The organism is Flavobacterium solisilvae, from assembly GCF_012911605.1.
Lineage (GTDB): Bacteria > Bacteroidota > Bacteroidia > Flavobacteriales > Flavobacteriaceae > Flavobacterium > Flavobacterium solisilvae.
Genome location: NZ_JAAMPT010000205.1, coordinates 16,004 through 37,394, shown reverse-complemented (window position 1 = coordinate 37,394; position 21,391 = coordinate 16,004). Strand labels below are relative to the sequence as shown.

The 21,391-nt window shown below is 33.7% G+C and carries 22 protein-coding genes; 15 read left to right on the top strand and 7 right to left on the bottom strand.

Annotation, left to right across the window (positions count from 1 at the left end):
• Window positions 1–98 precede the first annotated feature (98 nt).
• Complete coding sequence (locus G6042_RS06915) at window positions 99–761, top strand: DUF4271 domain-containing protein (RefSeq protein ID WP_169523575.1); 663 nt, start codon at window positions 99–101, stop codon at window positions 759–761.
• Window positions 762–770: 9 nt separating this feature from the next.
• Window positions 771–1,529, top strand: a complete 759-nt coding sequence (locus G6042_RS06910) for a uroporphyrinogen-III synthase (RefSeq protein WP_169523574.1) — start codon at window positions 771–773, stop codon at window positions 1,527–1,529.
• 272 nt (window positions 1,530–1,801) lie between these two features.
• On the opposite strand, the gene pckA is transcribed toward G6042_RS06910, so the two are convergent.
• Entirely contained in the window at window positions 1,802–3,427 is a 1,626-nt protein-coding gene (gene pckA, locus G6042_RS06905) for a phosphoenolpyruvate carboxykinase (ATP) (protein WP_169523573.1), read from the bottom strand.
• A gap of 80 nt (window positions 3,428–3,507) precedes the next feature.
• Window positions 3,508–3,897, bottom strand: a complete 390-nt coding sequence (locus tag G6042_RS06900) for a DUF423 domain-containing protein (protein ID WP_169523572.1) — start codon at window positions 3,895–3,897, stop codon at window positions 3,508–3,510.
• 115 nt (window positions 3,898–4,012) lie between these two features.
• On the opposite strand from G6042_RS06900, the gene G6042_RS06895 reads away from it, so the two are divergent.
• From G6042_RS06895 to G6042_RS06880, 4 genes are all read left to right on the top strand, one after another.
• A complete protein-coding gene (locus tag G6042_RS06895) occupies window positions 4,013–4,774 on the top strand; it encodes a DUF3108 domain-containing protein (RefSeq protein WP_169523571.1) in 762 nt (253 codons plus the stop codon).
• 2 nt (window positions 4,775–4,776) lie between these two features.
• Window positions 4,777–5,112: a hypothetical protein gene (locus tag G6042_RS06890; protein WP_169523570.1), complete on the top strand. Its 336-nt coding sequence runs from the start codon at window positions 4,777–4,779 to the stop codon at window positions 5,110–5,112.
• 76 nt (window positions 5,113–5,188) lie between these two features.
• Complete coding sequence (locus tag G6042_RS06885; RefSeq protein ID WP_169523569.1) at window positions 5,189–6,562, top strand: saccharopine dehydrogenase family protein; 1,374 nt, start codon at window positions 5,189–5,191, stop codon at window positions 6,560–6,562.
• A 257-nt stretch (window positions 6,563–6,819) separates the two neighbouring features.
• On the top strand, window positions 6,820–7,290 hold the full coding sequence (locus tag G6042_RS06880; RefSeq protein ID WP_169523568.1) for an Lrp/AsnC family transcriptional regulator: 471 nt from the start codon (window positions 6,820–6,822) through the stop codon (window positions 7,288–7,290).
• Window positions 7,291–7,592: 302 nt separating this feature from the next.
• Here G6042_RS06880 and G6042_RS06875 read toward each other — a convergent pair whose 3' ends face one another.
• The gene (locus G6042_RS06875) at window positions 7,593–8,288 is read right to left on the bottom strand and encodes a zinc metallopeptidase (RefSeq protein ID WP_169523567.1); all 696 of its coding nucleotides are present in this window, start codon (window positions 8,286–8,288) and stop codon (window positions 7,593–7,595) included.
• Window positions 8,289–8,531: 243 nt separating this feature from the next.
• A complete protein-coding gene (locus G6042_RS06870) occupies window positions 8,532–11,456 on the bottom strand; it encodes a leucine--tRNA ligase (RefSeq protein ID WP_169523566.1) in 2,925 nt (974 codons plus the stop codon).
• Between the two features lie 201 nt (window positions 11,457–11,657).
• On the opposite strand from G6042_RS06870, the gene G6042_RS06865 reads away from it, so the two are divergent.
• The 6 genes from G6042_RS06865 (at window position 11,658) to G6042_RS06840 (ending at window position 14,922) form a co-directional block, all read left to right on the top strand.
• On the top strand, window positions 11,658–12,533 hold the full coding sequence (locus G6042_RS06865; RefSeq protein ID WP_169523565.1) for a cell division protein FtsX: 876 nt from the start codon (window positions 11,658–11,660) through the stop codon (window positions 12,531–12,533).
• Between the two features lie 43 nt (window positions 12,534–12,576).
• On the top strand, window positions 12,577–12,813 hold the full coding sequence (locus G6042_RS06860) for a DUF3098 domain-containing protein (protein WP_169523564.1): 237 nt from the start codon (window positions 12,577–12,579) through the stop codon (window positions 12,811–12,813).
• A 75-nt stretch (window positions 12,814–12,888) separates the two neighbouring features.
• A complete protein-coding gene (locus G6042_RS06855) occupies window positions 12,889–13,686 on the top strand; it encodes an undecaprenyl-diphosphate phosphatase (RefSeq protein ID WP_169523563.1) in 798 nt (265 codons plus the stop codon).
• Window positions 13,686–14,378: a tRNA pseudouridine(55) synthase TruB gene (gene truB, locus G6042_RS06850; protein WP_169523562.1), complete on the top strand. Its 693-nt coding sequence runs from the start codon at window positions 13,686–13,688 to the stop codon at window positions 14,376–14,378. The genes G6042_RS06855 and truB overlap by 1 nt, the downstream gene beginning before the upstream one ends.
• Before the next feature lie 68 nt (window positions 14,379–14,446).
• The gene (locus G6042_RS06845; protein WP_169523561.1) at window positions 14,447–14,611 is read left to right on the top strand and encodes a hypothetical protein; all 165 of its coding nucleotides are present in this window, start codon (window positions 14,447–14,449) and stop codon (window positions 14,609–14,611) included.
• Window positions 14,587–14,922 (top strand): type II toxin-antitoxin system RelE/ParE family toxin, encoded by a 336-nt coding sequence (locus G6042_RS06840; protein ID WP_169523560.1) that lies wholly within the window; start codon window positions 14,587–14,589, stop codon window positions 14,920–14,922. Before G6042_RS06845 ends, G6042_RS06840 begins: the two co-directional genes overlap by 25 nt.
• Before the next feature lie 3 nt (window positions 14,923–14,925).
• On the opposite strand, the gene G6042_RS06835 is transcribed toward G6042_RS06840, so the two are convergent.
• The gene (locus G6042_RS06835) at window positions 14,926–15,519 is read right to left on the bottom strand and encodes a thioredoxin family protein (RefSeq protein ID WP_169523559.1); all 594 of its coding nucleotides are present in this window, start codon (window positions 15,517–15,519) and stop codon (window positions 14,926–14,928) included.
• A 199-nt stretch (window positions 15,520–15,718) separates the two neighbouring features.
• Between G6042_RS06835 and pyrH the strand changes: the two genes are divergently transcribed.
• From pyrH to G6042_RS06820, 3 genes are all read left to right on the top strand, one after another.
• Window positions 15,719–16,426, top strand: coding sequence for a UMP kinase (gene pyrH / locus G6042_RS06830; protein WP_169523558.1), 708 nt, complete (start codon window positions 15,719–15,721; stop codon window positions 16,424–16,426).
• Window positions 16,427–16,501: 75 nt separating this feature from the next.
• Window positions 16,502–17,065, top strand: coding sequence for a ribosome recycling factor (frr, locus tag G6042_RS06825; protein WP_169523724.1), 564 nt, complete (start codon window positions 16,502–16,504; stop codon window positions 17,063–17,065).
• Between the two features lie 80 nt (window positions 17,066–17,145).
• Window positions 17,146–19,635 carry a DUF5686 family protein gene (locus G6042_RS06820; protein ID WP_169523557.1) on the top strand — a complete coding sequence of 830 codons (2,490 nt, stop codon included), beginning with the start codon at window positions 17,146–17,148 and terminating at the stop codon, window positions 19,633–19,635.
• Between the two features lie 22 nt (window positions 19,636–19,657).
• Here G6042_RS06820 and G6042_RS06815 read toward each other — a convergent pair whose 3' ends face one another.
• Both G6042_RS06815 and G6042_RS06810 read right to left on the bottom strand, forming a co-directional pair.
• Window positions 19,658–20,092, bottom strand: coding sequence for a LexA family protein (locus tag G6042_RS06815; protein WP_169523556.1), 435 nt, complete (start codon window positions 20,090–20,092; stop codon window positions 19,658–19,660).
• Window positions 20,083–21,348, bottom strand: a complete 1,266-nt coding sequence (locus G6042_RS06810; protein WP_169523555.1) for a Y-family DNA polymerase — start codon at window positions 21,346–21,348, stop codon at window positions 20,083–20,085. Before G6042_RS06810 ends, G6042_RS06815 begins: the two co-directional genes overlap by 10 nt.
• Between the last annotated feature and the right edge of the window lie 43 nt (window positions 21,349–21,391).

Sequence of the window (21,391 nt, the reverse complement as noted above, 5' to 3'; positions counted from 1 at the left end):
AGGACAATTTTTCAGGGCAAAAATACTGTTTTTATCAGTGTGGTTTCTTAATAATTTTATAATAATTTAGAAAATAAAAAAATCGTAATTTTGCATCGATGATAGAAACCATTTTAAGTCCAAGAGTTATTGAACCCAAAGATTGGGCAACGTGTTTATTTATACTTTCCTTTGCTTTAATTGCTATTACAAAAACAGCTTTTGAAACACGTTTTAATGATTTTATGAGAATTTTGGTTTCAGATAAATACATCAAAGTTTACAAAGACAGTTCTTATTTGATGAGCGGTTTTACGGTACTTTTATTTGTTGTACAAGTTATTTCGTTTTCGTTTTTTATTCAAATTGTACTTGATTATTTTGGATTTAGTTCAAAATATGATTGGATAAACTTTATTAGAATATTTGTTTTTTTTGGTGTTTTTGTGCTTTCAAAGTTTTTAATCGAAAAAATTATTGGCACTATTTTTAACATTGAAGAGTTTACAGAGCAGTTTAATTTACAAAAAGTTAGCTACAGAACTTTTATCTCTATTTTGTTGCTTCCTATAAACATCTACTTATTTTACAATAATTCATCAGATTTATTGATTTATTGTGTTATTGGTGCGATTTTAATAATAAACCTACTTACATACTTAGTTTCATTGAGAATTTATCAAAATTTAGTAATAGGTAACTTGTTTTATTTTATTTTGTATCTTTGCGCACTTGAAATAGCACCGTATTATTTCATATATTATTTGATTACAAAACTATAGTCCATAACAATGTCAAATTTAAAAGTGAAAACAATTTTGGTATCTCAGCCAGAACCAAAAGTAGAAAATTCACCTTATTTTGAATTACAACAAAAACATAAGGTAAAGGTTGATTTCCGCTCGTTTATTCATGTAGAAGGAGTAAGTGCAAAAGACATTAGGGCTCAAAAAATAGACCTTAACAATTTTAGCGCTATTATTTTAACCAGCCGAAATTCTGTCGATCATTTTTTTAGAGTAGCTGAAGAAATGCGCTATAAAGTTCCAGAAGATTTAAAATATTTCTGTCAATCGGAAGCGATTGCTTTCTACCTACAGAAGTATGTTGTTTACAGAAAACGTAAAATATATGTTGGTCAGAAGGATTTTGCTGATATGAGTTCTTTATTTAAAAAATACAAAGACGAGAAGTTTTTACTTCCTGCTTCGGATCAATTGAATTTTGATGTTCCTCAAACCTTAAACAACTTGAAAGTAAATTGGACACAAGCTACTTTTTACAAAACGGTAATGAGTGATTTATCTGATTTAGCAGATGTTTACTATGATGTTTTAGCGTTTTTTAGTCCAACGGGAATTAAATCATTGTTTAAAAACTTCCCTGATTTTAAACAAAACGACACTCGAATTGCTGTTTTTGGAAGTACTACTCAAAAAGAAGCTTTGGAACACGGATTGAGAATTGATATTCTTGCTCCAACTCCTGAAACTCCATCGATGACAATGGCTTTGGAAAAATATGTAGCCGAAGCTAATAAAGGAAAATAGATTATAAAAATCCAAATACTGAAATTCCAAATTCCATTCCGAAGTATCGGAAGAATTTGGAATTTTTTTGTTCAATACATTTCTCTATTAGCCCTGATTGCAGTGGAAATCCTTTTATCTCGTTTTACAAAAACGAGATGAAAGATTGTAACGAAAAGCAGGAAAATGGAAACCAAAAATTCGCAAGCGGTTCGCTTCAAATAAAAAAACCCAATCTTGTTTTTTACAACGAGATTGAGCTTTTCTAAGTTTGGTTTAGTTTGTTTGTTGTTTTATAATTGTGGACCAGCTTTTACTAAATTCTGACCTTCTGAATTATCGGTGTATTGAACGAAATTTTTAATGAATAATCCAGCTAAATTTGTAGCTTTTTCATTCCATTCTGAAGCATTTGAATACGTATCTCTTGGATCTAAAATCGCAGAATTTACATCGTGTAAAGCGGTTGGAACTTCAAAATTGAATATTGGAATTGTTTTAGTTTCTGCTTTTTCTATCGAACCATCAAGAATAGCATCGATGATTGCTCGTGTATCTTTTATCGAAATGCGTTTTCCTGTTCCGTTCCAACCTGTATTAACCATATAAGCAGTTGCGTTGTGTTGTTCCATCTTTTTCACCAATTCTTCTCCGTATTTTGTAGGATGAAGTGATAAAAATGCTTTTCCGAAACAAGCCGAAAACGTTGGTGTTGGCTCGGTTACACCGCGTTCTGTACCAGCTAATTTAGCCGTGAAACCTGAAAGGAAATAGTATTTTGTTTGTTCTGGTGTTAATTTAGAAACTGGCGGCATTACTCCAAATGCATCTGCCGTTAAGAAAATAACTTTTGTAGCGTGACCAGCTTTTGAAACGGGTTTTACAATATTTTGAATGTGATTTATCGGGTAAGAAACACGCGTGTTTTGAGTAACTGAACCGTCTTTGAAATCGATTTTTCCATTAGCGTCAACTGTTACGTTTTCTAACAAAGCGTCTTTTTTGATTGCCCCAAAAATATCGGGTTCGTTTTCCGCACTTAAATCGATAGTTTTTGCATAACATCCGCCTTCAAAATTGAAGACACCGTCATTGTCCCAACCGTGTTCGTCATCACCAATCAATTCACGCTTCGGATCAGTTGACAAAGTGGTTTTTCCTGTTCCAGATAACCCGAAGAAAACAGCAACATCGCCATCTTTTCCTCTATTTGCAGAACAATGCATTGAGGCAATTCCTTGTAATGGCAAGTAATAGTTCATCATAGAGAACAACCCTTTTTTCATTTCGCCACCATACCAAGTTCCACCGATTAATTGCACTTTTTCAGTTAGATTGAAAGCCACATAAACTTCAGAATTTAATCCGTGAGCTGCATAATCTTTGAAACTAGTTTTAGAACCGTTCATAACTACAAAATCTGGTTCGCCAAAATTTTCTAGTTCGGCTTCTGTTGGACGAATGAACATATTTTTTACGAAATGCGCTTGCCACGCAACTTCCATAATGAAACGCACTTTTAATCTAGTGTTTTCATTGGCACCACAAAAAGCATCAACTACAAACAATCTTTTACCCGAAAGCTGATTTACAGTTGTTTCTTTTAAGGCATTCCAAGTAGTTTGTGAGATTGGCTTATTATCGTTAACCGCTTTGTCAGAATTCCACCAAATGGTATTTTCTGTGATGCTATCTTTAACAATGTATTTGTCTTTTGGCGATCGACCGGTAAATTCACCTGTCATTACATTTACTGCTCCAAGTTCTGATAATTGGCCTTTTTCAAAACCTTGTAAACTTGGACTTAACTCTTCATTATATAAAAAATCATAAGATGGATTGTATATAATTTCTTGGACATTTTTAATTCCATATTTTTCTAACGAAATCGATTTCGTAAATTGAGCAGTATTCTCCATAAAATTGTATTGTGTTGCAATTATTAAATTGACTGCAAAGGTAAAAATATTTAATTACAACGTTGTAGTTCTATAAAAAATTATGATTTTTTGTTTAAAACTTTAACAAATAAAATCCCCCAAGCAACAATTAGTAGCGTTCCACCTATTGGAGTTATTGGTCCCAAAAATTTAAAATCTATTCCTGTGACATTTTTGGTTGTTAACAAATAAATCGATCCCGAAAAAAAAGCAACTCCTAGAACAACCAACCAATACATGAGTTTTTTGGTTTTATCTGTCAAGAAAACAGCACTTAACCCCAAAAAAAGCAAAAACAATGCATGATACATTTGATATTTTACTCCAGTTTCAAAACTTATTAATTGTTCTGGAGTTAAATAGTTTTTTAAAGCATGAGCTCCAAAAGCTCCTAAAATAATTGCTGTTAAACCTAGAAATGCAGCTGTGGCGATAATTTTTCTTTCCATGATAAAAATAAAACGCAAATTTATTCGTTATAGAGCGAGAAAACACAAAATTTGGCTTAATTTTTGAACTTTAACATTTTCTAAATTTTATATTTGCACCTCAATTAAATTTTTTATGAAAAAAATATTTTTTACCATCTGTTCACTACTTTTATTGTGTTCATTTTCAACAGAAAATAGCGTTAACATAAAAGCCGGAGAAAAATTAGTCTATGCTGGTTCGTACAACATGAGCGGATTAATGACACAGTTAGCTCAAGTAACAATGACAACCGAAAATGTTGCTACCGCAAAAAATAATTATCTTCACTTGAGCTGCGAACTTTCTACCTACAGCAAATGGGATTCGTTTTTTAAAATCCGAGATATTTATGAATCGTATGTTCATCCTACAACCTTAAAACCAAGTCTTTACAAAAGAAGTATTGACGAAGGTGGTTATACCAAAAAGGAAAAATATGTATTCAAAGACAACAAAGTAACCAGTACGGTTAAAAAAAGAAAATATCCAGAGTCAACCAAAACATTCAGTATCAAACCAACAAGTATTGATGCCGTTTCGATCTTATATCAATTAAGATTAGTCGATTTTTCAAAAATGCAAACTGGACAAACTAAATCATACACTATTGTTTTTGACGAAAAAGAAATTCCGGTTACGTTAAAATATATGGGAAAAGAAACGGTGAAAGCAGGAAATCTTGGCAGCAAAGAATGTTATAAAATTTCTATCGGAGCAAAAACAGATGCTTTAAAAGGAAAAGACAAAAACCTAATTTGGCTTACTGCCGATGCTAAAAAAGTTCCGGCATTAATCAAATTCAGCATTCCTGTTGGAACGGGACAATTGGCACTAACCTCAGCTAGCGGATTATAATTATGAGAAAATTATTAATTGGATTAGCCATTCTCTTTACGCTATTAGCCATTGCTTTAAGCGTTTTGCCGTTTGATACATTGGCATTTTTACCTATTGGATTAGCAATAGCTTTTGGTTTATTACTGATGCAAAAATCAAATGAAAATCAAAAAAAATTACCTAAAATTCTTTTGACGATTACTGCAATTTGTTCGGCTTTTGTTTTAGGCAAAACTCTTTTGGTAAAAGACGAAGTAGTGGTTGATCAAACCTTTGAACAACAAAAAATTGAAACCAAACAAGAAGCTAAAAAAGAGCTTGAAGAATTAGAACAATTAGAAAATGATTTAGAATAATTTCAAAACCCATTCGTACTGAATGGGTTTTTTATTTCCGCAAATTCATACATTTGCCACAACAACAAACAAACGAATGAGAAATATACTTATTATCGGTGCAGGTCGTTCTGCATCATCGCTTATAAAATACCTTCTTGAAAAATCTACTCAGGAAAATCTACATATAACCATTGGTGATTTGTCTTTGGAATTGGCACAACGCAAAACCGAAAATCATCCAAACGCAAAACCAATTGCCTTAGATATCAATAACGTGGAACAACGCCAATCAGAAATTCAAAAGGCAGACATTGTTATTTCGATGCTTCCAGCACACATGCACATTGACGTAGCAAAAGACTGCGTGAGGTTCAAGAAAAACATGGTTACCGCTTCTTATATTTCTGATGCGATGCAAGCTTTAGACGAAGAAGTAAAAGCAAACGGTTTGGTTTTTATGAACGAAATTGGGCTTGATCCTGGAATTGACCACATGAGTGCGATGAAAGTCATTGACGAAATTCGTTCCAAAGGCGGAAAAATGATTTTATTTGAATCGTTTTGCGGCGGATTAGTTGCTCCAGAAAGCGACAATAATCTTTGGAATTACAAATTCACTTGGGCACCGAGAAACGTAGTTTTAGCAGGTCAAGGTGGCGCAGCCAAGTTCATTCAAGAAGGAAAATACAAATACATTCCGTATCATAAATTATTCCGAAGAACCGAATTCCTTGAAGTAGAAGGTTATGGAAAATTTGAAGGTTACGCCAATCGCGATTCACTAAAATACCGAAGCGTTTACGGACTTGACGACATCCTAACTTTATACCGCGGAACCATTCGCCGTGTTGGGTATTCCAAAGCTTGGAACATGTTTGTACAACTCGGAATGACGGATGATACGTATCCAATGGAAAACTCCGAAACCATGAGTTACCGCGACTTCATCAATTCGTTTTTACCCTATCATCCAACCGATTCGGTAGAAATCAAAACCCGTTTGCAACTTGGCATTGAGCAAGACGACATTATGTGGGATAAACTCTTAGAACTCGATTTATTCAACGCCAATAAAATCGTAGGATTGAAAAATGCAACTCCGGCACAAATATTGGAACACATTCTTTCACAAAGTTGGAGTTTACAACCCGAAGACAAAGACATGATTGTCATGTATCACAAATTTGGCTACGAAATCAACGGCGAGAAAAAACAAATCGATTCCAAAATGGTTTGCATTGGCGACGACCAAACTTATACCGCAATGGCAAAAACCGTAGGTTTACCTGTAGCAATGGCAACCATTCAAATCTTGAACGGAAAAATTAAAACTCCTGGCGTTCAATTACCAATTCATAAAGAAGTTTACGAACCTATCCTAAAAGAACTTGAGGAATTTGGCGTAATTTTCAAAGAAACTGAAATGCCTTATGTTGGTTATAATCCGGATAGATTATTGGGGAATTAAATTTATAATTAGAAGCGAAAGATTTGGGAATTATCAGGAATGGTAATTCCTGCCTTTCATTCTATCTTTTTCTTTTCAAGAAAAAGGATGCCATTTCAGTCAGGGCTAAAAGATTTTCCTTTTTTATTTTTGTCAACTTTCTTAACGAAACTTAACATCTTAATGGTTTTTAAAACTAAAAAAATCACAACCGATTTTGATTTTTTTTATTTCCAATTCAAACAAAAAACCTATTTTTACTTTCAAATTAATTGAAAATGAAAATAAATCAGTTACAAATAGAAATTGATGGTATCGACAAAGAAATTCTTCGGGATTTAATGGAAGATGCGCGAAAACCTATTCTACAAATTGCCAATAAAATCGGGATTTCTGGTGCGGCAATTCATCAACGGCTACGAAAACTAGAAGATGCTGGCGTTATTGCCGGTTCAAAAGTTGTGATTGACAGCAAAGTTTTAGGTTATAAAACGATGGCATTTATTGGTATTTATCTCGACAAAGCTTCCAGCAATGCCGATGCTGTTCGGGAGTTGAAAAAAATCCCTGAAGTATTGGAATGTCATTATACTACGGGAAATTGGTCTATTCTTATCAAAATTATTTGCAAAGACAACGAACATTTGATGCAATTACTCAATAAAAAAATCCAACCGATTGATGGTGTTTCGAGAACGGAAACGTTTATTTCGCTGGAACAACAAATAGAAAGACAAATTCATTTGTAGTTGGAAGTAAGGAGTTTCCAGTCGCAGTTTTCAGTTTGCAATTATTTTCAACATCACGTTTGTCATGCTTCCCGAAACTTCGGGAGAAGGAAGCATCTCATTTTAGTAATACAATCAAATGGTTGTAAAAAGTTAACTTTTTTAGCCCCGATTGAAGTGGAAATCCTTGCCTTTTTTTTAGGCAAGATTGAAACGAAAAGCGGGAATTACCATTCCTGAAACTACCCGAACGATTCGCTCCAAAATAAAAAAACCCAAATTCTTTGATTGGAATTTGGATTTCATTTTTTGAGTTTTTATTCTTAATCTCTTCTTCCGAAGACTTGGAATGCCCAATAAATTAGCGATGCTAATGCTCCGATAGCGGCAACTACATAGGTTCGAGCTGCCCATTTTAAAGCATCTTCGGCTCCGGCAAATTCTTGCTGACTTACCATATTTTTATTTTTCAGCCAAGCCAAAGCGCGATTACTTGCATCGTATTCTACTGGCAACGTAATGAAACTGAACGCTGTGGCAACCGACATTAAAACCAATCCTGCGATGGCAACGTAGTAACCAAATCCTAGTCCGGAAGCGGCGCCAAGTATTAATCCACCGATGATTAACCATTGTGATAACATGGATGAAACGTTTACAATTGGCACCAACTGCGAACGCAATTGTAACATATTGTAAGCCGTAGCGTGTTGTACTGCATGTCCAACTTCGTGAGCCGCAACTGCCGCAGCAGCAGCATTTCGTTGATTATAAACGGCTTCAGAAAGGTTTACGGTTTTATCTGCGGGATTGTAATGATCGGTTAATCTTCCCGGTGTTGAGATTACTTTCACATCATAAATTCCGTGGTCTTGAAGCATTTGCGATGCAATTTCGGCTCCAGACATACCATTTCGAAGATGAATTTGTGAATATTCTTCAAACTTGCTTTTCAGTTTTGAACTTACTAACCAACTTACTAAAGCGATTGCTCCTAGCAAAATATAATATCCTATCATGTTTTTATTTTTAAATATACTTAATAATCATCAAATTATACGCCAAACTTTATAAATGACAAATTGACATTTACTCATTATACGTAAAAAATAAAATTTGTTACAAAAAAATCCAAACTCTAATTTAATAGAATTTGGATTTTATTTTTTTTACTGCTTTGTCATTCGTCACATGATATTATGAATTACTTGATGAGATTCCTCGTTCCTCGGAATGACAAATGTTGTGGGTATTTTCTAAATCTATCCCACAATATTGATGATTTTCCCTGGAACGATGATAATGTTCTTTGGTGTATTTCCAGCCAATTGTGCAACGGTTCTTTCGTCTGCCATAACGATTTCTTGGATTTGGTCTTTGGTTAAATCCAATGGCAATTTGATGGTAAAACGCATTTTTCCATTAAACGAAACTGGATATTCTTTTTCGCTTTCTACCAAATACTTTTCTTCAAAAATTGGAAAAGCTACTGTAGAAATAGAACCTTCGTGACCTAACTGAGACCAAAGTTCTTCAGCGATATGTGGCGCATAAGGTGAAACTACAATTGCTAATGGTTCTAAAATCTTTCTGTGGTTGCATTTTAGTTGTGATAATTCATTGACACAAATCATAAACTGTGAAACCGAAGTATTAAACGAGAAATTCTCGATGTCTTCGGTTACTTTTTTGATGGTTTTATGTAACGATTTGTACATTTCTGCTGTTGGTTCGTCGTTGGTTACAATCAAACCATTATCATCAAAATACAAACGCCATAGTTTTTTAAGGAAACCATAAACACCTGTAATTCCAGCAGTATTCCATGGTTTTGCTTGTTCCAATGGACCTAAAAACATTTCATATAAACGCAACGTATCGGCGCCATAATCATTACAAATATCATCTGGATTGACCACATTGTATTTTGATTTTGACATTTTTTCTACTTCACGAGAAACTTTAAACTTACCATCATTTTCATAGAAAAAATGACCAGAAGAAAATTCATCTCTCCATGATTTTAATTTATCTACATCTACCTCATTTTCATTTTTCAAAGTAGAAATATCAACATGAATTGCTCTAAAAGTAACTTTACCAGCATCCTCTTTTGTCAATCCATGTTTTAAAAATAATTCATCTTTCTTAGTATACCAATCACTCTCAATATTATCTTTATGTAAAAGTCCTTCAGACAAATAAATTATGGGTGCATTTTTGTTTTCATGAATAGATTGATAAACAAACGCACTCATTCCCAAAATCATTCCTTGATTAATCAATTTTTTGAATGGTTCTTCTGTTGGTACGTAACCTCTATCTTTTAAGAATTTATTCCAAAAACGAGAGTACAATAAATGTCCGGTGGCGTGTTCGCTTCCGCCAATGTATAAATCTACGTTTTCCCAATATTTTAGTGCATCGGCTGAGGCAAATTCGTTTTCGTTGTGTGCATCCATATAACGCATCCAATACCACGAACTTCCAGCCCAACCTGGCATCGTGTTTAATTCTAAAGGGAAAACGGTAACATTATCTATATTTTCATTAAAATCAACTTCATTAGTAACGGTATTCCAAGCCCATTTTGAAGAATTTCCTAATGGCGGTTGTCCGTCTTCAGTTGGTAGATATTTTTCTACTTCTGGAAGAACTATTGGTAGATGTTTAACATCAATCATTTGCGGCAATCCATTCACATAATACACCGGAAATGGTTCGCCCCAATATCTTTGGCGAGAGAAAACAGCATCACGCAAACGGTAATTGGTTTTACCTTTTCCTTGTCCGATTTTCTCTAATTCTTCGATTACTTTTTTGGTTCCTACTTTGTAATCCAAACCATTTAAGAAATCAGAATTTACTAATTCGAAACCACTTTTTTCTGCAAAAGCTGCTTCAGAAATATCTTGATTGAAAATATTTTTAATTTCAGGCATTCCGTTTTGACCTTTGAAGAAATTAGCGAAAGCATAATCTCTTTCGTCGCCACATGGAACTGCCATAACCGCGCCAGTTCCGTAACCAGCCAAAACGTAATCGCCAATCCAAACCGGAATTGGTTCTTTAGTAAATGGATGTTCGGCGTACGCACCGGTGAAAACACCTGAAATGGTTTTTACATCTGCCATTCTTTCACGTTCTGAACGTTTTGCTGTTGCTTCAATGTATGCATCAACCGCTGCTTTTTGTTCTGGAGTTGTAATTTCTGAAACCAATTCGTGTTCTGGTGCCAAAGTCATGAATGTTACTCCAAAAATGGTATCAGGTCGCGTTGTGAAGACAGGAATTCTGAATTCTGAATTCTGAATTCTGAATTCTACATGTGCTCCAACTGATTTTCCAATCCAATTGCGTTGACTTTCTTTTAAACTTTCTGTCCAATCGATGGTGTCAAGACCTTGCAATAATCTTTCAGCATACGCAGAAATTCGCATCGACCATTGTGTCATTTTTTTACGAATTACTGGATGTCCGCCACGTTCTGAAACACCGTTTACAATTTCGTCATTCGCTAAAACTGTTCCTAAAGCTGGACACCAGTTTACTTCGGTTTCCGCCAAATAAGTTAATCTGTATTGTAATAGGATTTTCTGTTGTTCATCTGATGAAAAAGCATTCCATTCGTCAGCAGAAAATGAAATGATATTATCATCACAAACGGCATTCACTTTTGCATTTCCTTCTTTTGAAAAAATGGAAATTAAGGTCGAAATATCTTCGGCTTTATCCGTATCGTTATTGTACCAAGAATTGAATAATTGAATGAAAATCCATTGAGTCCATTTGTAATAATCAGGATTTGAAGTACGTACTTCTCTACTCCAATCAAACGAAAAACCAATTTTATCCAATTGTTCACGGTAACGCGCAATGTTTTCTCGTGTCGTTTTTTCAGGATGTTGACCGGTTTGAATCGCATATTGTTCTGCTGGAAGTCCAAACGAATCATAACCTTGTGGATGCAACACATTGAAACCTTTATGACGTTTATAACGCGCTACAATATCGGAAGCAATGTAACCCAGCGGATGACCAACGTGTAATCCTGCACCAGATGGATAAGGAAACATATCTAAAACATAATATTTTGGTTTTTCGCTGTTATTTGATGCCGCAAAAGTTTGATTTTTTGCCCAATATTCTTGCCATTTGGCTTCGATTTGTTCGTGGAAATACTTCATTCGTTCCTAAAATTACTTTATGTTTTTGTAGTAAATTACATTATTAAAATTCTGGATTTCCTTCTAGGAGTTAATCGGAAGTTAATGTCTATACTAATTGGTGCCAAATTTACGTTTTAAGTAGTAATTTCAAAACTTTAAACGGGATAAACATTTGAATAAACAAATTCTTTATTAATTTTACGGCTTAAATTATTTTTTATGGCATCTTCTTTTGAAAAATTTCAAAAACGCAGAGTAATCACTTCTTATTTTTCGGTTGTATTGAGCGTATTTCTTGTACTTTTTTTACTCGGAACTTTGGGATTATTTGTGATTAATTCCAAACGAATTTCGGATAATTTCAAGGAAGACATCGTGATGACCATTTTCATGAAAAATGAAGCTAACGATTCTATCATCAAAGCTTTTGACGAAGAATTGCGTTTGGCAAGTTTTGCAAAAGACTATGTATACGTGAGTAAAGAAAAAGCAGCCGAACAACATAAAAAAGTAATTGGCGAGGATTTTATGCAGTTTTTAGGTGTAAATCCATTGCAAAACTCCTTTGATGTTCACGTAAAAGCCGATTATGTAACGAACGATAGTTTTAAGAAAATTGAAACTCGTTTGCGCAAAAACCCAATGATTGCCGATGTAATTTATGACCAGCAATTGGTAACTTTAGTCAATGACAATGTAAAAACTATTACGTTTTGGATATTAATTGTAAGTGCAATTTTTGCAGTAGTTTCGGTTTTACTGATTAATAGCTCGATGCGATTATCCATTTTCTCTAACCGATTTATCATCAAAACGATGCAATTGGTTGGTGCTACAAAATCATTCATCAGAAAACCATTCATCAAAAGAAGTATTATGCTTGGAATGATTGGAGCTGTTTTGGCAGTAATTGCTTTGATAGGAATTTTGATTTATGTAGATGTGAATTTCCCAACATTGGAGATTTTTAAAGACGAAATTCTGATTGGTGCTGTTTTACTTGGCGTTTTATTGCTTGGCGCATTAATTCCGTGGTTGAGCACTTATTTTGCAACACAACGTTTCTTGAATTTAAGAACAGACGATTTGTATTAGACAAATAGATGACAGACTGATAGATAATAGACAATTATACACTATGAAAAACAACGAACACAAACCTGATTTTCTTTTTGAGAAAGTAAATTATACCGTACTTTTAATTGGTATTGCTGTTATTGCTTTAGGTTTTATACTAATGGCTGGCGGCGGAAGCGATGATCCAAAAGTTTTTAACGAAGATGTATTTAGTTTTAGAAGAATTCGATTGGCGCCAACGGTTGTACTTATCGGTTTTGGAATTACAATTTACTCGATTTTTAAGAAAAGTAAATAGCGATTAGTAACTAGTGATTAGCAAAAAAATCACTATTGACTTTTCACTTTTCACTAATTACTATTCACTAAACACATGGATTACATTCAAGCTATTATTTTAGCAGTCATTGAAGGAATTACGGAATTTTTACCGGTTTCTTCAACAGGACATATGATTATTGCTTCCTCTTTTTTTGGGATTGCTCACGATGATTTTACCAAACTTTTTACGATTGTAATTCAGTTGGGAACGATTTTATCGGTAGTCATTTTATACTTCAAACGCTTTTTTCAAACGATAGATTTCTATTTTAAACTTTTAGTTGGATTTATTCCAGCGGTAGTTTTAGGTTTATTATTAAGTGATTTTATCGATGGATTGCTTGAAAACCCAATCACGGTAGCCATTTCACTAATTATTGGTGGCGTTATTTTACTAAAAGTTGACGAATGGTTTACACCAAAAGAAGAAACCGAAATTGTTAAAGAAATTAATTATGTAACGGCTTTCAAGATAGGTTTGTTCCAATGTTTAGCAATGATTCCTGGTGTTTCGCGAAGCGGTGCAAGTATCGTTGGTGGAATGTCGCAAAAATTACCAAGAACAACTGCCGCTGAATTTTCGTTTTTCTTGGCTGTTCCAACGATGCTTGGCGCAACGGTTAAGAAATGTTATGACTATTACAAAGCTGGATTTGTTTTATCTGACGAACAAGTTAATTTATTGATTATTGGTAATGTTGTTGGCTTTATTGTAGCAATGATTGCAATTAAATCGTTTATTGGATTTTTGTCTAAAAACGGATTTAAACTATTTGGTTATTACCGAATTGTTGCTGGAATTGCCGTGTTGCTAATTCACTTTTTTGTTCAAAAGTTAACCATTATTTAATGAAAGCCGAAGATTTTCTTGAAGGTCAAATCCTTTTGATAGACAAACCTTTAACTTGGTCATCGTTTCAAGCGGTGAACAAATTGAAATATGTTTTAAAGCGAAAATACGATTTGCCAAAGAAATTCAAAATTGGTCATGCAGGAACTTTAGATCCGTTAGCGACAGGTTTACTTATTATTTGCACAGGAAAATTTACCAAAAAAATAACCGAAATTCAGGCGCAAACTAAAGAATATACTGGAACAATCGTTCTTGGAGCAACAACACCAAGTTATGATTTAGAAACTGAAGTTGACGCCACTTTTCCAACCGAACATATCAACGATGCATTAATTCTTGAAACCTTGAAACAGTTTCTTGGTGAAATCGACCAAAAACCACCTGTTTTTTCGGCTATCAAAAAAGATGGAAAACGCTTGTATGAACATGCTCGTGCTGGCGAAGAAGTTGAAATTGCTTCACGAAAAACAACCATTTTCGAATTTGAAATCACCCGAATTGCTTTGCCAGAAGTAGATTTCAGAGTGCAATGCAGCAAAGGAACATACATTCGTTCGCTAGCTTTTGACTTTGGAAAAGCATTACAATCTGGTGGTTATTTATCCGTTTTACGCCGAACAAAAATTGGCGATTATTCCGTTGAAAACGGAATTACTCCTGAAGCGTTTGAGAAGAAAATCTTGGAATAAATTTTCTAAGAAATTATATTTTCATTCCTTAATTTCTTACCTTTACTATTCTTTCAAATTCGTTACTTATGAAAACGTCTAATAAAAAATCTAAAAATCTAGCAACTCCAGGCAAACCAATGTCGCAAGATGAGTTTGCTTCTTTAATAAAAGAAGCAGAAGAAGGAGCTTTCAATACTTTAAAAGAATCGAAAAGAATTTTTAAAGAATGGAGATCAAAGTTAGAGAAATAATAACTTCTGAAATTTTCGATAACGTTGATATTCCTTCTATTTTCTATTATGGTATGGATACGTTTGGAATTAAACTTGCTGATAGTTTTATCGAAGAAATTTACTTTAGAATTGAAAATCTTGAAACCCAATATCTTCTTCATCCCGAATGTCGTCATTTAGAAACAAAAACTAAAATCTATAGAAATATTATTCTTGGTTCTTATTTAATTATCTATAGAATTAGAGCAAATCGAATTGAGGTTTTAAGAGCTTTTCACGGCAGTCGATCTCCGAAAGTAATTAAGCAAGTTAGAAAAGTAAAAGTCTAAATCTTACTTTACTAACTCCAAAATTTCTCTCTGCGTACTCAATCCTTTATCGTGCAAATACCATTTTTGTAATTCGGTTTTTGCTGTTTCATCTACAACACCATGCGTTGCTTTATAATCCAAAATCAATTGCTTTGCTTCTGTTGGTCTTGGTCCAAAATCGCCTAAAACTTCCAATGTATTTTTATCTAAAACAATCAATTTAGGAATTGATTTTGTTCCATTGGTCAAAAATAAATTCATCAACTCTTCGTTTTCATCACGAAAAACAATTTTTAAATCTATTTTTTCTGATTGTTCCGCCATTTTATTGATAATCGGAAGAATTTGCGCTGCATCGCCACACCAACCTTCGGAAATAACTAACCAAATCATTTCGGAATTAATTTCTTGTAATCGTTTTATATTTTCTTCGGGAACAACCATTGTTTTATCTAAACGATTCATTCGAACTTCGTTTAATTCACTGTAATGCGTTAAATCTGCTGATTGTTCGTTTCCTGTTGATTTTCCTTCTTTTAAAAGTGTTGAAACTTGATTTCTATATTCTTGATACGTGTAACTTTTAGCTAAACTTTGTTTAATAATGGTTTTCATTTTATGCGTTTGTTTGTGACTGCAAAGGTAATAAACCCATTTTTTTTATTTTGTAATAATTGTTACGAAACATTCTTTTTTCAAATGGATTACAAAAAGAGAATATGTTTATATTTGCATCACAAAAATAAAAACTCAACACAACTAATGGCTTGAGCGTTAGCAACAGCATAACTTTTAAAACAATACAAAACAGACAATGAAATACAAAAGAATTCTTCTAAAACTGAGTGGCGAAGCTTTAATGGGCGAAAGACAATATGGAATTGACCCAAAACGTCTTGCTGAATATGCTGATGAAATCAAAGAAATTCATGACAAAGGCATAGAAATTGCTATCGTGATTGGTGGCGGAAACATTTTTAGAGGAATTGCTGGCGCAAGCAACGGAATGGACAGAGTTCAAGGCGATTATATGGGAATGTTGGCAACGGTTATCAACGGAATGGCTTTGCAAGGCGCGTTAGAAGACAAAGGAATGCTAACTCGTTTACAAACGGCACTAAAAATTGAAGCGATTGCTGAACCGTATATCAAAAGAAGAGCAGTTCGTCACCTTGAAAAAGGGAGAATTGTAATCTTTGGTGCTGGAACTGGAAACCCTTATTTTACAACAGATACTGCGGCGGTTTTACGTGGTGTTGAAGTAAATGCAGACGTAATTTTAAAAGGAACACGAGTTGATGGAATTTATGATTCTGATCCAGAAAAAAATGCAAACGCAGTAAAATTTGAAAACATTACTTTTGACGAAGTTTTGAAAAAAGGATTGAATGTAATGGATACAACTGCTTTTACATTAAGTCAGGAAAATGAATTGCCAATTGTAGTTTTTGATATGAATACCAAAGGTAATTTATTGAAAATTTGTGAAGGACAAAATATTGGAACAACAGTAAAAATATAAAAAATAGACTTTTGGATTTTCAGACTAAAAGACTTTCTTAAAATCTAAAAATCCAGCAATCTAAAAATCTAAATTATAATGGAAGAAATTGAATTTATTTTAGACAGTACAAAAGAATCAATGAACGGTTCGATTGCGCATTTAGAAAAAGAATTTTTAAATATTCGTGCCGGAAAAGCAACACCTCAAATGCTTGGCGGTGTTTTTGTTGACTATTATGGTTCGCAAACACCACTTTCGCAAGTAGCAAACATTAACGTTCCCGATGCTCGAACTATAACCGTTACACCTTGGGAAAAAGGCATGCTGCATCCAATTGAAAAAGCAATTATGATTGCTAATCTTGGGTTTAACCCAATGAACAATGGTGACAACATCATTATCAGCGTTCCACCATTAACCGAAGAAAGAAGACGCGACTTGGTAAAACAAGCAAAAGCCGAAGCTGAAGACGCAAAAATTGGTATCAGAAATGCTAGAAAAGATGCCAATACCGACATCAAAAAACTAGAAAAAGATGGAACTTCGGAAGACGTTTGTAAAAAAGCTGAAGAAGATGTTCAAAAACTAACTGATGCCTATATCAAAAAAATAGAAGAACACTTGGTTATCAAAGAAGCCGAGATTATGAAAGTGTAACTTGTTAATTCAATATTAAAATCCGTCACGATTTATCCTGACGGATTTTTTTATTACTACTTTTGCGTAAATCATCTTTAATGAACAGGTATTTATTTGGCTTTTTATTTCTATTTTCTGCTATGCTTCACGCACAAACAGCATTAAATGGAATTGTCAAAGATGCTTCGACCAATAAATCGCTTCCTTTTGCCAACATCGAACTCGATAATGGAACCAAAATAGTTTCGGATGTGGATGGAAAGTTTCATTTTGTTTCCAAAGAAAATTTCACCTCGTTTACTGTTTCATTTCTTGGTTACGAAAAGAAAATCATTGCTTTTAATAATAATTATCAAACGGTTTTACTCTCAAAAAAAACAGATGATTTAAAGGAAGTTGTCGTTTTTAACGAAAACAAAGCCAATGACATTATCAAAAAAGTCATTGCCAATAAAGATAAAAACAATCCCCAAAAAAAGCTTAACTCATTTCAGTTTAATACTTACAACAAACTTTTGGTTAGCGCAAATCCCGATTCTATTTCGGGGAAAATAGACAGCATTTTTGTAACTACTTCGCTTGGAAAAATATTTCAAAAAATTGATTCATCAGATTATAAATTCAAAAAAATAATCGACAAGCAACATTTGTTTTTAGCCGAAAAATTATCGCGCTTTCAATTTGCAAAACCATCGCTAAAAGAAACAGTTATTGGTTCAAAAATGGCAGGTTTTAACGAACCCATTTATGAATATTTTGGATTTGAATTGCAATCGTTTTCTATCTATGACGAACGCTATGAACTTTTCGAAACCAAATATAAAAGTCCAATTGCTGATAACTCGCTAGCCGAATATTCGTTTAAAATCAACGATACCATTTCTATTGACAATAGACAAACATTCGTCATTCATTTTAAAAACAAATTGAAGCGAAAAGGTCTCGAAGGATTACTTTACATTGACAGTCAAAATTTTGCGGTTGCCAAAGCCGTGATGCGTGTTCGAGGTGTTTTGAATATCACTGGAATTCACGAATTTAGTTATTATCCTGAAAATGACCTTTGGTTTCAAACGAAGCGAAATTTTAAAATCGTAAAAGGAAAAAGTAAAGAAGCAACATCTATTCTTGGTGGAAGAATTTACTTTGAAGCCGATAACGACAAAGAAACTAATCGTATAAAACAAGGTTCAGATTTTACATTTCTTGCATCAGAAACCGAAACTTATAATGTACAATTCAACACGGCTGTAAAAATTAAAAAATCCTTCATTGCTGTTGATGTTAAGGAAGATGCTATTCATAGAAACGAGAGTTTTTGGCAACAAAATAGAAATGGAAAACTCGATTTACGAAGTAGTAACACCTACATTGTTCTCGACAGCATTGCTACGGCAAATCAATTGGAGAAAAAAATTCGTTTTGGTCGAAAAATTATTAATGGATATTTACCTTTTGGTTTTTTTGACTTTGATTTGAGATATCTTTTGAGTTATAATAATTTTGAAGGATTTCGCTTTGGACTTGGCGGAGTAACCAACGAGCAATTTTCAAAAAAATACAAAATCGATGCTTATACTGCTTATGGTTTAAAGGACGAAACAATAAAATATCATTTGGGTTTTTCTGCGCGAATTGGTAATTTTTCCAACACTTGGATAGGCGCTTCTTATACCGATGATATTCGCGAGATTGCAAGTACCAATTTTGCTATCGACAAACGCGTTTTTAAACTGTATGATCCGCGACCAATCAATATTAGTACATTTTACAATCATAAAACTTGGCGTTCATTTATTGAAACGAAAATTATTCCCAAAACCGAAAGCATTTGGCAATTAACTCATAGCGAAATCACCCCTTTGTTTGGCTATCAATTTGATTACGACGGAAAAGTTTACGACAATTTCAATATTACTTCGGCAATGGTTTCTTTGCAATGGAACCCGTTTAGCGATTATATGCAAACGCCAAATGGAAAACTCGAAATTGAAAAACGCTTCCCAAAATTTACGTTTCAATTTACTAAATCATTACCTAATATTCTAGAAAACGACTTTGATTTTGGTAAAATTGATTTCAGAATTGACTATGAAAAAAAATACCTCAACGGACAAAAATCGACTGTTTTGGCACAATTTGGTTATGCTTTTGGAGCAATTCCGTTAACTCATTTATACAACACTTCTCCGAATAATTTAACCAAAGACAATTTACTACAACGTATTACCATTGCTGGTAAAAACAGTTTTGAAACCATGTTTTTTAACGAATTTTTCTCCAGCGAATTTGCGATGTTGCAACTAAAACACGGTTTTAAACGCATCGAAATTTTCAAAAAAGTAAAACCTCAACTCGTTATGGTTACCCGAATGGCTTGGGGAAATCTTGAAAATAGTCAACGTCATCTTGGTATTGACTACAAAACTCTTGAACGCGGTTTTTTTGAATCAGGAATTGAACTAAATAAAATCTACAAAGGTTTTGGGCTTTCGGGATTTTATAGATATGGTCCAAATCAACTTAGCCGTTTAGAAGACAATATCGCCATAAAGTTAAATTTTGTGTTGGATTTGGGATTGGATTGATTGCCTCAAAATCAATTATTTGTCAAACCTTCTTAATAACATAAGTCACAATTCCCCAAATGACAAGTTGGTTATCTTCTTTGATTTTTATGGGTTGAAAATCACTATTTTCGGGCATTAACAATAATTCTTCTTTGGTTTTTTTTATGCGTTTTACGGTAAATTCGCCATCAATAAGACAAACCGCAATTTTATTGTTTCTAGGTTCAATACTTCTATCGATAACCATGATATCACCATCGTCAATTCCAGCACCTTTCATTGATTGACCATTAGCTTTGGCATAAAAAGTAGTATCGGGATTTTTTACCAATGCTTTGTCCAGACTAATTCGGGTTTCGTCAAAATCGGCTGCTGGTGAAGGAAAACCAGCTTTAATTCCCGAAGTTATAAAAGGTAACTCGCGACTGTTTTCGAAATTTGGAATAAAAAATTCAATGTTTTTGTTTATCGGCATGGTATTTCAACTATTTCTTCAAAGCGTGTGGTATATTTTGGCGAAAGATGATTTTGTTTCATCGTCCAGGTTTTTTGCAAATTTTGAATACCGAGTTTTATTTTTCGGTCGCCCGTTTTTTTCTGATAATCATCCATTACTTTCATCAGAATTTGATGTTTTGGATTTTCTTCTTCAAAAAGATGAAATTGCTTTTCGTTTTCGGGAATTAATTGTGTTACGATAACACCAGCTTTTTTATAAATTTCGCCTTCTTCAAAAATACTTTTAAGCATTTTGATGGCAACATTACTAATCGTTATTGCCGAATTACTAGCATAAGGAAGAGTTTCCATTTTGTAGAAACTATATCGGTCTTTTTGAACTTTGAAATTGTCTTTTCTAAGGTATAAAATCACACCATAACAACAAGATTTTTGCTTCCTTAATTTTTCGGAACAAACGGTTGCAAAGGTAGAAATGCGTTCTTTCATTTCGTTCAAAGTGGTTATGCTTTGTGCAAAACTTCGGGTAATTGCTATGTTTTTTTTGGTTTTTGGTTCTTCGAGTTCCAAGACTGATTTTCCTTCAAGTTCATATTTTAACCGAATGCCAACAATTCCCATTGTCGATTTGATGAATGCTTCATGTTGTGGCAATGTAAAATCATAAGCCGTATGAATATTATGCGCTTTCATTTTCTTAGAAAGTCGATAACCAATTCCCCAAACATCTTCAATTTTTGTCCATTTCAAGGCTTTGATGCGTTTTTCATCAGTATCGATAACATAAACACCTTGCGTTCGTTCTTGATATTTTTTGGCGATTTTATTCGCCACTTTTGAAAGTGCTTTACTGGAACCAAACCCAATGCAAACAGGCAAACTCAACCATTTTAAAATACTCATCCTGATTTGGTTTCCATATTGATTATAATCGTCAATAGTCAATCCATCAAAATTCAAAAAAGCTTCATCGATACTGTACATTTCAATATGTGGAGTGAATTTATGCAAAAGATTGTGCACTCGATTACTCAAATCGCCGTACAACGCATAATTGGACGAAAAAACATGAATGTCGTGTTGCTTAATTTGATTACGGATTTTGAATTCGGGTTCGCCCATCGGAATGCCTAAATCTTTAGCTTCATAGCTTCGAGAAATGACGCAACCATCGTTGTTAGACAAAACAACAACAGGTTTTCCGTTGAGTTTTGGCTGAAAAACCCGCTCACACGAAACATAAAAATTATTACAATCAACTAAAGCATACATGTCGTAAAATTACGCAATAGCTTGTAATTTTTAATTGGAACAA